Source organism: Providencia zhijiangensis, assembly GCF_030315915.2.
Classification (GTDB): domain Bacteria; phylum Pseudomonadota; class Gammaproteobacteria; order Enterobacterales; family Enterobacteriaceae; genus Providencia; species Providencia zhijiangensis.
Genome location: NZ_CP135990.1, coordinates 3,360,902 through 3,374,319, shown reverse-complemented (window position 1 = coordinate 3,374,319; position 13,418 = coordinate 3,360,902). Strand labels below are relative to the sequence as shown.

General features: G+C 43.3%; 12 protein-coding genes. 2 read left to right on the top strand and 10 right to left on the bottom strand.

Annotation, left to right across the window (positions count from 1 at the left end):
• Positions 1–13 precede the first annotated feature (13 nt).
• Positions 14–244, top strand: coding sequence for a ParD-like family protein (locus QS795_RS15405; protein WP_318626605.1), 231 nt, complete (start codon positions 14–16; stop codon positions 242–244).
• Positions 219–542 carry a type II toxin-antitoxin system RelE/ParE family toxin gene (locus QS795_RS15400; RefSeq protein WP_286269584.1) on the top strand — a complete coding sequence of 108 codons (324 nt, stop codon included), beginning with the start codon at positions 219–221 and terminating at the stop codon, positions 540–542. The genes QS795_RS15405 and QS795_RS15400 overlap by 26 nt, the downstream gene beginning before the upstream one ends.
• Positions 543–595: 53 nt before the next feature.
• Here QS795_RS15400 and QS795_RS15395 read toward each other — a convergent pair whose 3' ends face one another.
• From QS795_RS15395 to QS795_RS15350, 10 genes are all read right to left on the bottom strand, one after another.
• Positions 596–2,062, bottom strand: coding sequence for a hypothetical protein (locus QS795_RS15395; RefSeq protein WP_286269586.1), 1,467 nt, complete (start codon positions 2,060–2,062; stop codon positions 596–598).
• A gap of 206 nt (positions 2,063–2,268) precedes the next feature.
• Entirely contained in the window at positions 2,269–2,772 is a 504-nt protein-coding gene (locus QS795_RS15390) for a RidA family protein (protein WP_036949217.1), read from the bottom strand.
• A gap of 84 nt (positions 2,773–2,856) precedes the next feature.
• On the bottom strand, positions 2,857–4,275 hold the full coding sequence (locus QS795_RS15385) for an NAD(P)/FAD-dependent oxidoreductase (RefSeq protein ID WP_154603182.1): 1,419 nt from the start codon (positions 4,273–4,275) through the stop codon (positions 2,857–2,859).
• A 980-nt stretch (positions 4,276–5,255) separates the two neighbouring features.
• Positions 5,256–6,728 (bottom strand): FGGY-family carbohydrate kinase, encoded by a 1,473-nt coding sequence (locus tag QS795_RS15380; protein WP_286269588.1) that lies wholly within the window; start codon positions 6,726–6,728, stop codon positions 5,256–5,258.
• Positions 6,729–6,738: 10 nt separating this feature from the next.
• Entirely contained in the window at positions 6,739–7,608 is an 870-nt protein-coding gene (locus QS795_RS15375; protein ID WP_154603180.1) for an L-ribulose-5-phosphate 3-epimerase, read from the bottom strand.
• Positions 7,609–7,624: 16 nt separating this feature from the next.
• Complete coding sequence (locus tag QS795_RS15370) at positions 7,625–8,659, bottom strand: ABC transporter permease (RefSeq protein ID WP_036949222.1); 1,035 nt, start codon at positions 8,657–8,659, stop codon at positions 7,625–7,627.
• Between the two features lie 13 nt (positions 8,660–8,672).
• Entirely contained in the window at positions 8,673–9,662 is a 990-nt protein-coding gene (locus tag QS795_RS15365; RefSeq protein ID WP_036949223.1) for an ABC transporter permease, read from the bottom strand.
• Positions 9,655–11,160 (bottom strand): sugar ABC transporter ATP-binding protein, encoded by a 1,506-nt coding sequence (locus QS795_RS15360; RefSeq protein ID WP_286269594.1) that lies wholly within the window; start codon positions 11,158–11,160, stop codon positions 9,655–9,657. Before QS795_RS15360 ends, QS795_RS15365 begins: the two co-directional genes overlap by 8 nt.
• A 142-nt stretch (positions 11,161–11,302) precedes the next feature.
• Positions 11,303–12,295 carry a substrate-binding domain-containing protein gene (locus tag QS795_RS15355; protein ID WP_036949290.1) on the bottom strand — a complete coding sequence of 331 codons (993 nt, stop codon included), beginning with the start codon at positions 12,293–12,295 and terminating at the stop codon, positions 11,303–11,305.
• A 239-nt stretch (positions 12,296–12,534) separates the two neighbouring features.
• Positions 12,535–13,347, bottom strand: a complete 813-nt coding sequence (locus tag QS795_RS15350) for a DeoR/GlpR family DNA-binding transcription regulator (RefSeq protein WP_181477614.1) — start codon at positions 13,345–13,347, stop codon at positions 12,535–12,537.
• Between the last annotated feature and the right edge of the window lie 71 nt (positions 13,348–13,418).

The window sequence follows — 13,418 nt, the reverse complement described above, 5'->3', positions numbered from 1 at the left end:
GTAGGTGAACATTATGGCCATTTCAGTCAGATTAGATGATGACTTTGTGTCTGATGCTAAAATTCACGCTGAAGCGAAAAGCAGAAGTGTTCCTAAGCAAATTGAACATTGGGCGAAAATTGGCAGGATTGCTGAAGAAAACCCTGATCTACCTTATAGCTTTATCGAAGAAATGCTTTTAGCAAAAGCTGAAGTCGAGAATAACAAGGTATCTCGATATGTCAGAAGAACAAAACGAGATTGATGTTTATCAATCAGCTAGGTTTGAAAAATCATTGAAGAAAATGTCTGACCATGATGCCAAAATTGTGGAAGACGAAATTGATAAAATCATTAAAAATCCGTTAATTGGTGAGCAAAAAAAAGGGGATTTAAGCTACCTTAGAGTTCATAAATTTCGGCTTAATGAATTGACTGCATTGTTGGGATATTCATGGGTTTCATCAAAATTAGAGTTATATTTACTCACTATTGGTTCTCATGAAAACTTCTATGATAATCAGAAAAAACGGACTAAAGCTGATTTGATTTGGATGAGTTAATGATAAGATGGCGGCAAATAATGCCGCCATCTTTGTTTTAGTGCATAGAAATATTATTGCGGCGGGATCGTAATATCTTCGTCGCTGTCTAGCTCATCCAGCGGCTGAAGAATTTCAAGGCGTTTAATACCATCAGCATTCACCACTAAACGTGCTAATTCATTGTAGGCTTTCTTATTCATGATGACGCGGCGGCACAGGTAAATATGATAAACCTTTTCGCCCATAATCACGGGTTCATCATCATTCACCATCAACTCTTCATAGCTAATATCGAGATATTTCAAAAAGTCTGAAATATTAACCCGCGTAATATCCACAATGGACGATTGAGTCTGCATAAAGGCCGCAGAATGGCTGTGCAAGGTGACATCCTTGCGATAATACAGAATATCTTCCACGCGCTGTACATTGACCAAATTTACCCAGTGGGATTTTTGTCGCATTTCATGAATATCTGGTGATAGGGTGCTTTCTTTCAGAAAGCGGAATGATTCCTTACAAACCCCAACCGGCTCTTTGACTCCTTCCCGATAAATACGTAATTGGCGGTCGGGGATCCAGCGTTGAAACAGACGGTATAGCTGTTCTCGTCCAATCTCTTTTAAACGATCTTTAAAGATATAACCAATCACCATCGCTAAGAATAAATTGGCGCTGAGCGCACCGTATTTACCTTGCCACATAAAAGCGATAAATGTGGCGAAAATCATCGAAATTGCGGCTGCAATACCATAAATAGAGTGCAAAAGTAGGGGAAGACCTCGTTTGTGGCGGATCTCTAAGTAGAGGTAGCGATTAATATATTTTTTCAGCAAATTGCGGCGGTAAGTGACCATTTCCGCGTCGTTTTCATCATGTGGAAAGCTATCAGGGGCTAGCTTTTTCAAGTAACGCATTTCTTGATACCACAGATGGCGAATTTCATCGCGCAGAGGAAGCTGTTTGTCTTTTAATAAATCCTGTAAGTAAAACAGGGTGTAATGGGACATAAACTCATCGCAATAGGCGAAAGCGTTGGATTGAATCACGCTCTCAATGGGGGCAGCATAGGCGCTGAGTTCTCGATAGCGTTTGAGCCCATGCTCAATGTCTGCCAGCATCCCCGTTATATACTCCTCAGTTTGTCGTTGAGAGTTCTGAGCGACCATCTTCAGGGTTAGCCGTACGCTGCGCTTAAAGGTGAGTGCAAAGCGTTTTAGATGGTTTTCATATTCATCTAATGTTGGGGGTAATTCAGGATCTAGCCGTTCCAACCAGCTTTTCAATTCATCAACTAACCCACCTTCTGCGGGAATAGAAGAGAGCTGTATTGTAGGGGCTCGCAGTCGAATATAGTTTTTTAAGCTGCGCTGAAGATTTGAAGGGGTGTAGAGATCTGGGTTAACTTGCATCGATGCTGGAAGAAAGAAGAAGGTTTCAACTTGGTAGCGGATCTCTTTTGATTTCCGAGGAAAAAAGACTTGCTGTTTGATTTCAAACTGCTTTTTACCGTGGATCTTGAGAGATTCTTTAATCATAGCCTTCCTACCAGTGTTTCAGCGTATTCAAATATGAGGTGAATACGATGCAAGTATTTATCAAGGAAGAACAATAGTAATGTGGATGGTAATAAAAGAGAAGGGTGGCAAATAGCAGGAAAACAAAAACGGCCGCTAATGTTTACTTCCAAGCCAAAGCGGAAATAAATAGTCGGCCGTTTTAGGCGTTCGTTGTCAGTTAAAAATTATTTTTTAGCTGCTGGGCGAACTGCGGTTACTTCAATTTCCACTCTCCAAGCTGGGTTAGCCAGTTTAGCGACTTGGAAGGTAGAACGAGCTGGCAGATTGGTCACTTTTTCAGTTTCATAGAACTTGTTGTAGCCAGCCATGAAGCCAGCGAAGTCCATAGTTCCTTTAGTTTCATCACCACCAACTAAGAAAACTTGCATTTTAACAACGTCATTCATAGTCAGACCCATTTCACCCAGAGTCGCTTGAATTTGTTTCAGAACGTTGATTGTTTGTACTTCAGTGTTACCGTAAGACTCTAAAACGCCTTCTGGAGCATCTTTAGAGATTTTAGAAGGAACTTTCCCGCTCAGGAAGATGAGGCTGTTGTTCGCGCTGATTTCTACTGATTCAGCGATTGGGAAACCTTTAACTGGAACACGTTTCACATCGTCTGCTGCGTTTGCAGTTGCTACACCTAAAACTAAAGGTAAGGAAAGCAGTAAAGTTTTGTAGCGCATAATAACTCCTTTATATATGAAAGTAGGAACCTATTAAGACCGTAAGGGGCTCGATAGGTTCCATCTAATTGTGTTTCGTTTTAATTAGTTAAAACGAGACAGTTTATAAGGCGTTGGATCGATAAATGTCTTCTCGTCCATTAACAATTCAGCAGTTAATCGACCAGCCGCCGGGCTTTCAGTCATACCCCAACCAGTCGCGGTATTGATAACCAGACCTGGGTACTGTTCAACTTTAGAAATGATTGGAATCTCGTCATCAGTTGGAGAAACGGTACCGCCCCAACGTTCAACAACTTTAGATTCTTTAAATACTGGGAATTCTTTTCTCAGACGCTCAAGAACGCCATCTAAGTGGTCGTTGTTTGGCGTGTTAGTTGCTGTACGGAACTCTTCGAATGGAGTCTTCTCGTCTAAGTTCCAAGAAGTTGCCATAGTGAATGAGTTGAACAGGTCTTTACCGATAGAGAATTCTAATGGTAATTCGCCGCCGCCTAATACGTGCAGGAAGCGTGGTCCTAACAGGAAGCTATCTTTTACGATAGAGCTGGTGAAGATACGTGGTGCAACCGCGTAAGTACCGTCTGCTTGTTCGCGGAAGTGGATACCGTTTGGCAGGTGGACGTTACCTTTTGGTGCGCCTGGAACGCCAGTAATACGCTGTTGAGACAGGTAAACGTTCAGAGTAGGGACATCAACACCTAAGTTACCCATGAACAGACGTGACCAAATACCACCAGTCAGAACGACTTGAGAGGTTTTGATTGCACCTTTTTCAGTGACAACGTCAGAAATTTTACCGCCTGCAGTTTCTAAGCCACGAACTGCGCAATTCAGGTAGATTGGAATACCAATTGATTTTGCGTAGTTAGCCATTGCTGGGGTAACAGTTTCTGGGTCAAGGCTACCAGAATCTTCTTCAAAACCACCAATTTTCCATGGAGATTGAGCACCAACCAGACGATTAGCCAGTTCTTGACCTTCGATCATACGGGTTCTCAGCGGGGTATCGAAACCTGGGTTTTCAGACGCAGATTTGATCCACGCTCTTGCAACTTCCAGATCTTCTTCGCTTGAAGGAACTTCAACACGGCCTTGAACACGGTAGCTAGTATCAGCACCGATTTTTTCGTTCATGCCGAGCCATTGAATTTTTCCGTAGTGGTGTAATGGGAAAATAGCTGGGGAGGTTTTATAGCTGATGATCTGGCTGTATGCGCGACCAGATTGCTCGCCGCCGACAACGCCTTTTTCACAGATAACAACGTTTAAGCCGCGCTCTTTCAGGTTAATCGCAGTCATGATACCTTGCAGACCAGCACCGATAACGACCGCATCAGCAGATGCTGGTAATTTACCCTCGGTACCCGCGACTGCAGGTACGCGTGATGGCGTAGCTTCAAAACGACCTTCTCTGCGGATCATAGGGACAACAGCTGCGCCCCCAGCAATAACACCAGCAGCACCAACCCCTAATAATAGTTTTCTTCTCGAGATTTTCATCTATAACCTCAATAACAATCTTGTTTTTTATATAGTAAATAATTTCAAATTGAGATGATGATCTTATCATATATTTTGAAATTGTTAAGTATCGAAAGGATTTGTTAATAAAATTGAGTGAAAAGTTTGAGTGGGTTATTTGATCTGGTCAGTGTTGTTGGGGGTTTGTCGCAATTTGGATTATTTTATCAATAGCAGAAATTGATAATTTTAATTGTTAATGTCAGAAAAAGTGTACAGGTGTAAATATCTAAATTTCAGATAAGGTAAATGTTTTAGTGGTTAAATTGAAGCAAGGCTAAATAATTAATATCAGTTGATTATGCTGAATTTAGATTAAGTTTGATTTTGTTTTTTACCTCAAAAAATAAAGATTAAGTTAAATTTTTTAGCTATTTTATAATCACTTGATGGATTGGCGCTCAATTAATTTCCGTTTAGTCGTACCGTATATTTATTGAGGGTTTTATAGATGATTATTTTCTGATCTATGCGAATTTTTATTTATATCAATATGAAAAGTATGATTTTTTATTTTTACTGTGATTTTATTAACATAATAGGTTAATTATTTATTTGATGATTTTTTTGCTTCCAATCCTTAATCTAAATAAATCCCACACCCTTCTTGAGAGTATTCGGTTGTTAATTGCTCATATTTAAATGCAGTTATTAACATCACTAAATGTAATGATTTTATTTATGCTGATTTTTTGCATTTTCATTTTTCACATTAAGAGCAAATTTATTTTTTTATCTTGCTGATAATTTGTTCAAATTAATTAATTTGGAAAAATTTCATTTATTTTAGTATTTAACATTTGATGTATTTTTAAGCTAATGAAGAATGGTTAATGAAATGTTAAATTAAATATTAAAGTCTGGCTATCAGATAAATATATATACAATGAGAGGGATAATTGGTTAGGAAAATGGGTTATGCCTCCCTTCCGATGAACGTTAAGGGAGGCAATTTATAGTTAGCAACTCAATGCATCTGCCACTGCTTTAAAGCGCGCAAACTTATCCCGTAGCTGTTGATGAGCAATAGGGTTCGGTTGATAGGCAGTGATTTTTGGCGTGCTGGATGCAATCGCGGTATCAAACCCCGAATAATACCCAGAACCGACAGCGGCGCACAGCGCGGCGGCTTGGCAGCCTGACTGCTGAACATCAACCACTTCAAGAGGCAAATTACTGGCATCACAGAACATCTGCATCCACAACGCTGAATTGGTTGGGCCACCGGTAAAGCGGATAGCTTGAGTGCAGTCATCAATGCCCACAATACGGTCTTGATGCAGCAAATGAGAAAATACAATTCCCTGATAAATGGCGTAGGCAATATCCCCTTCAGTATGATGGGAGCTTAACCCGAGTAGCCCGCCATGCAGGTTACTGTGGTAGTTAGAACCATATAACCAAGGGAAAAATAGAATATCGTTTTGCCGTGTTGCCCCTTCGGCAACACAAGCATTGAGTACTTTGTAATCTTGCAAGCGTTGGTCGAAAAAGTGTCTTGTGAACCAAGCGAGATTACTGGCTGAGGTTGGGCTGCCTTCATGAACAAAATAGGTTCCCGGAATACAGTATTTTCCCCACACATATGGGTAATCCGCAGGCATGATTTTATCGAAAACTCGTGTGGAGATAGTCCAGGTTCCAGCGACAGCACTGAGTTTATCTTTTTGGCTGACCCCCGATGACAACGCGGCTCCGACCACATCGAAGAACCCGCCAAATACTGGCGTACCTTCTTTAAGACCGCACTCATTTGCGGCATGAGTCGTGACGCAGCCTGTTGACTGTGCAGAATTAATCACAGGTGCGAGTTTGTCGTTAGCCTCTTCAATACCAAACAATTCACAGAGTTTAGGGTCATAACTGGAAGTGGTCGGGTTATATAACTGGCTGCCAGAAATATTGGTCTCTTCGCAAGTGAGCTGGTCAGTTAATCGATAACGAATATAGTCGTGAACCATCAAAACATAGCGACCATCGCGATAGCTGTCTGGCTCATATTGTTTTAACCAATTTAGCAGGGCAACGGGGTGCGATGCCCAAAGTTGCTGCAAGCTAAGGGGATAGGCTTGTTCTGAGGTACCATTTTGGTGCCATTGGGTGACAATCGCTTGTGCGCGGGAATCCGAAGAAACAATGCCGTTTCTGACGGGTTTTCCGTGTTTATCCAGTAAATATAGCCCTTTGCCATGCGAGGAAAAGCTGACCCCTGCGATTTGTGAGGCAGACAATTGGCTCTTAGCGATGGCTTCACGGATCACGCTGCAGGTGACTTGCCACAGGGTTTCCATATTACGTTCGCTAAACCCAGCTTGCGGGCTTTCAGTGGGAAAAGGGTGCTCAGCAACCACTAGCTCTTGGCCATCAGGGCTGTAGATCCCAGCTTTGATCACGGTGCCCCCAAGGTCGACACCCATGAAAAATGTGCTCATTGTCGGCTCCTTAGTTTTCCCAGCCCGCTTGCTGCATTTTATCTTCAATCCAATGGCGCGCCTTGATGATTTCAATCAGCGGTTCATCGGCTTTTTCTGTCCACATTTCAATTAAGAAAGTACCGCGATAATTTAGCTGCTTAAGCTGCTTGAACAGTGCCACGAAATCCACACAACCTTCGCCAAATGGCACATCACGGAATTGACCTTTGCAACTGTCTGTTACGGCGTAGGTATCTTTCAGATGCAGAGCAACAATATTTTCGATGCCTTTGGTTAACTCGGCAGCCACATCACTACCCCAAGCGGTTAAGTTACCGACATCAGGATAAACTTGGAACCACGGTGAGCGAATTTTATCGGCAAGCGCCTGCCATTTAGTGATCGAATTCATAAATGGCGTATCCATGATTTCGACGGCGCACATCACCTGAGACGCGGCGGCAATTTCTGCCACCCATTTCATGCCTTCTTCAAAGCGGGCAATGGTGCCTTCATCTTGCTCTTCGTAATACACATCATAGCCAGCCAATTGAATGGTACGAATACCCAGATCTTGAGCCAATTTAATGGCTTTTGTCATTAATTCACGGGCTTTTTGACGGGTATCTTCATCATGGCTACCAAATGGAAAACGGCGGTGACCTGATAGGCACATCGTTGGAATGCGTACCTGCGTTTTTTGGATGGCAGTCACTAACTCTAAGCGTTGCTCCAAACTCCAATCTAAACGGGCTAAACGCTCGTCCGTTTCATCAACCGACATCTCGACAAAATCAAATCCCGCCGCCTTTGCAATAGCTAATTTTTCGCTCCAGCTACTGTGCTTTGGAAGGGCTTTTTCATAGATACCAATCGGATTTTTTCGTGAAATAGTCATCTTTATTCCCTGTAAGTTAATTTTGTACGGATGCTTTATTGAGGCGTTGATTGCGTGTCATTGCACGCTTAGCGCTCCATTTTTCTTTAAAGAATTTGAAGGCCAGAGCAAGGATCAACGTAATTCCCCAAACCGCGAGATTGAAGTGGAGACTGACGCCCAACAGGCTAAGACCCGTCGCGATGACTTGCAGAACTAGCAAGGCGCAGAAGACGCGGCTGACTTTACCGACACCGCCGAATGGGTTTGTGCCTCCCAATACGATGGCTAAAATGGTCAGTAGTAAGTAAGAATCCCCGTATCCCATGCGGGCTGAGTTAAAACGCGCCATCATGATCAGCCCTGCCAACACACACAGCAGACTGGAAATGGTGTAAATCGCGATCATCACACGGTCGGTACGCACGCCGCTAAACCATGTCGCATTGATGTTGCTGCCGCTCATATAGATATTTTTGCCAAGGCGGGTGCGACCTAAAAACAGTGCCAAAATAATTGCGGTCACAATAAAGATAATCATGGCAATTGGCATACCGAAAACGGTGTCAGAGCCAATGGCGCGGACCACTGGCGGCATCCCACTGAGTGCGGCGCCTTTGGTGAGGTAAACGCCAATACCGCTGATAATGGTCATGGAACCGAGGGTAACTAGAATCGGGTGAGCACCAATATGGGAAATCATCAGCCCCGTTAAGCAGCCAATAATAACGGCGATAACAGTGGCACCGATTAACGCAAAGACCAACCACATTAGCTGCGTGCCCGTTCCGGCATCAACAGGTAAGTAATTGATAAATACCCAAGCCATAAATAGGCCGGTTAAGTTAGCGGTACTGATAATGGCGAGGTTTAACCCGCCACTTAACATCGGAACAAACATGGCGAAGGTCAGAAGACCCAGCTCCGGTAACTGAAACGTAATACTTAAAAAGGTATTTTGGGTAAAAAAGTGCCCTGGCATGGCGATACTGAAAGCCGCAATGGCGACCAAAAAGATTGAAAGCAGTCCGATAACAGAGCCATCAATTTTAAAAAAATCTTGTTTTTTCATGGTGATATTCCTGTCAAACAAAGCCTACGTCCGTTTCTTTACGCTTTTTGTAGTGAGTAATACAAATGGCGATAAGAATGACCATACCGATGACGATATTGACGAAGTAGTTGGAAACCCCGATTAAGTTCAGACCGTTTTTCAAGATACCGATAAGGAAAACGCCCATCAGTGTGCCGATAACGCTACCGCGACCGCCGGATAAACTCGCGCCACCTAATACCGCGGCTGCGAGAACATCAAGCTCGCCACCCACTAAGGCGCTAGGCACCACTTCACTCATTCGGTAGGTCTGCAACATACCGCCGATTGCCGCCATGGCACCGAGATAGCCGTAAGCGAATAGGTAGATAACCCAAACACGAATACCAATACGTGAAGCTGATTCTTGGCTGCCGCCCACCGCATACAGTTGGCGACCAATGTGGGTTTTGTTCATTAAGATCCACGTTAAAAACGCGATCCCTAACATCACGATCAATGGCAAACCAATTTGATAATATTCACCATCCACTTCAAAAGGCAGGATGGTGACAGGATCTACCCACCAATCTGGTAAGTCGTAGATACTGTGTCCGTTGGTTAGCCACATCAGCATGCCGAACAGCAAAGATTGCATACTAATGGTGATAATGATCGACACCACATTAAGGGAGTAAATCAAAATCGCGTTGATCAACCCAAAGGTGATCCCGATGACAATCGCAAGGGCGATACTGAGGGTCGGGCTTTCGAGTAATCCTTGCAGTAAGAAAGTGGCAATGACGTATTGGACAACCGAGGCTACGGCGGCGAAAGAGATATCAATACCACCCGTGACTAGCACCACGAATAACCCCAGTGCAAAAATACCGGTGACCGCATAGCTTTCGCTTAAGTCGAGCAAGTTTTGAATCGTGAGAAATTGTGGGCTCATGAGGGTGAAAAACACCACCATGATGAGGATCACCCAAATAAGCCAGCCTTCAACAGACTGCGGACGAAGTTTTTGCCAATTAGCCATTGATGATTTCCTCCAATTGTTGCTCAGTCATGGAATCCGTCACAATTTCTTTGACGATAGATCCTTGTTTCATATGTAAAATGCGATCGCAGTTGTAGAAAGCTTCAGAGGCTTCATCGGTGATCAATAAAATGGCGATCCCAACACCAGAAAGGCGATGGATCAGCTTGTAAATGCTGTCTTTAGCACCGATATCGACCCCTACAGTAGGGGCATCGAGGATCAGCACTTTAGGGCGTGTCAGGATCCACTTGGCGAGCACCACTTTCTGCTGATTTCCCCCCGATAGGGTGGAGAGAGCATTGTTTGGGTCGGTCACTTTAATATCCAAATCCGCGATCCACTCTTGGACGATTTGCTGGCATTTTTGCTCATCAATCAGATGCAGAGGGGTTTTCAGGCGATCTAAAATCGAAATCACCATATTGTCAGCGATAGACTGCTGCAAAATTGCCCCCAGTGTCAGGCGGTCTTCAGACACGTAACCAATACCATGTTTGATAGCTTGGGCATTGTTTTTGAAGATAATCGGCTTGTCTTCGACGATCATTTCGCCGCTGTCAGGACGGGTGATCCCAAACAGGGAAAGGGCAAGCTCGGTACGACCAGAGCCTAATAATCCGCAAAGTCCCAGTACTTCACCGCGCTTTAATGACAGGGAAATATTCTGGTATTGCCCAGCACGGCTGAGATTTTTCAGCTTTAAGACTGTGTGAGTTTCTTCTGCGTTATTGGGTAATTTGCGCTCATGAACAATATCAAGCCCTGTCATCAGCTCGGTGATTTTGCGCGTGGTCAGGTCTTCTGCTGGCCATGTACCCATTTTCTGACCATCACGAATAACGGTAATACGGTCAGAAATCTCTTTCACTTCCTCTAATCGATGGCTAACAAAAACAACAGTGATCCCTTTGTTTTTCAAGTAATTCACGGTAGAAAGTAGCTGATTAACTTCGGTGCGTGTTAACGAGGCCGTTGGCTCATCCATGATCACTAAGCGCGCATCTGCTACCAGTGCGCGGCAAATGGCAACTTGTTGGCGCTGGGCGATTGGCAAAAATTGCACGGGGGTATCAGGGTCAATGGTGAACTCAAGTTCCTTGAGAATTTGTAACGCTTTTTCCCTCACTTTTCCTTTCTGAAACCAACCGAAATAACCGTTTAAATTCAATTCAAAGGCGATGTTTTCCGCCACGGTTAAGTTAGGAAATAAGGATAAGTCTTGGTAGATAACTTGAACGCCTAGCTCTCGCGCTTTGTCTGGGGTTAGGCGAGAGTATCGTTTGCCGTCTATTTCAATTTCGCTGCCTTCATCGGGAGCATAAACGCCGCTAATGGTTTTAATTAACGTACTTTTTCCGCAGCCATTGGTGCCCGCTAAACAGTGAACTTCACCTTTGTTTAGCGTCAAGTCGATATTGCGTAATGCACGATGACCACCAAAGCTTTTGGAAAGATCCCGTAACGTAATCAGTGGGGAGTTTTTTTCGGCTGTCATAGTGGAGTCCTGGTGTTGACTGTGTCGTCAGATTCAGAGTGACAACAGACACCGCTATCAGACCTAAATAGGGTACTGCTGTCACTTAAACTAGGTGGAACAAAATAATACTGTTGTCGTATTTTTATTATGTAGAGCGAACTTACAGACCGACTTCAACCAGCTTTTTGGTGTTTTCAATATTCAGATTAACTGGGTTATCGCTGAGGATGGTGTTACCACTCACTTTGATCTCACCCATATCACCGATGCTGACGCCAGTTTTGATCTCTTCGCCATTCATCATTGCCGTCGCGACTTGTACGAAAACTTGACCAGCCACTTTCGGGTTAGAGATATAGCCGCCATCAATCGCGCCTTTTTCTAACAATTTAATGCCTTGACCCGGCGTGAATGTACCGAAGACGCAGGTTTCTGCGTTTTTACGGCGTTTATCGATAGCGCGACCCGCACCGATAGGCCCTTGAGAACCAAACGACATGATGCCTTTCAGATCTTTATGTTTAGATAGCAGGTCGTTTGCGGTACGCATAGAATCATCAACGGATTCCGCGACACCAAAGCGGTCATCGACCATTTGCATTTTCGGATAGTGTGCTTTTTGGTAAGCGATTGCTGCATCAGCCCATTCGTTGACTAAAGGTACCGTCAGGCTGCCCACGAACATGGCGTATTTACCTTCTTCACCCATACATGCAGCCATATCTTTCATATGGTTAGCGCCCATGCTTTGGGTATCCAGTAATTCGAAATCCCAATCCGCATTTTTTTGATCTGGGGATTCGTGAGTAATCACTTTGATGCCCGCTTCTTGAGCGCGTTTTAAAACTGGCTCAAGGACTTTTGCATCGTTAGGAACGACGCCGATAACATCGACTTTCTTCGCGATTAAATCTTCAATTGCACGAACTTGTTCTGCAGGGTCAGCGGTGGTTGGACCCACTTGGAATGCATTAACGCCGAGCTTTTTACCTTCTTCGGTGATCCCTTGCTCCATGACGTTAAACCAAGGAATTCCCCCCACTTTTACCACGACACCCATGGTAAATGGCTTTTGTGCTTTCTGTGATTCAGCCATCGCCATGTTGGAAAACAGTGCGGCGCCCATTAAGCAAGGTAAAACTAATTTTTTCATATTCATCGTTATATTCCTCAGAGATGATGTGCAGATATAGCCATGCTCATCAACATAGGGTTAATGTTTTGTTTAATCGGATAGATATAATTAATTTCTATTAATCGTTAATTTAATTAATAGGTTTCTTTGCTGCCTGGTGTAATTCGGTTATTTAAAATAAAAACAAATTGCTTAATTTACTCACTTAGTTACGCTGCGACTATCATCGATATAAATGCTATTTATTACACTAAATACTATTTATCACATTCAATAATGTTTAATTTTGGAAATGCTTGCTTGAAATTTTTATCATTAAGTTTATTGGTAATTAACACGTTAATATCATTTAAGGTACAAACTTGGCTAAAAGCATATTGGTCTAATTTATTATTATCCGCTAATAACACACAATTCTCAGAAACCTGAATCATAATATTTTTTAATTTGGCATTAACTTCACTGCCATCTCGAACGCCAGTTTCAATATTGAATCCTTGGCATGATAAAAATAACGTTTTAATTTGAAAGCTACGGATAATACTTTCAGAAATGGGACCATGAAAATCATCATGGCGTTCTGAATACTCTCCACCAATGCCAATGACGCGAACGCGATCTCGGCATGCTAATGCTTGAATGATTTTGACGGAGTTGGTGACCACCGTAATATCGATATCGGGTATTTGCCTTGCCAGAAACCAGCATGTACTGCTGTTATCCATCATGATGCAGTCACCCGGTTGAATAAATTTCAACGCCGCTTTGGCGATTTTCATTTTCGCATCTGGGTTCTCTTCCGTTCTTTTACGAAAGGATTCTGCACCATCCACCATTTGACTGAGTTTGACCGAAGAGGGCATCACATTCAGTACTGGGCTTTCATCTTGCTCAGTGGCAACCGCACCACCAAAACTACGAATTAAACGTTTTTCACGTTCTAATACCGTTAAATCTCGGCGAATAGTTTCTTGAGAAACGTGACAAAGCTGGGCTAAATCGCGCACTAACGCTGAGCCATGTTGAGAAACATGGGAGCAAATTAATCGGTGGCGTTCAGCTTGTAGCATCTCAAAACTCCTATTCAGCCCATGGCATTTATTATTTCTGTAACAAACATTCTTTCCGCGATAAACATTCT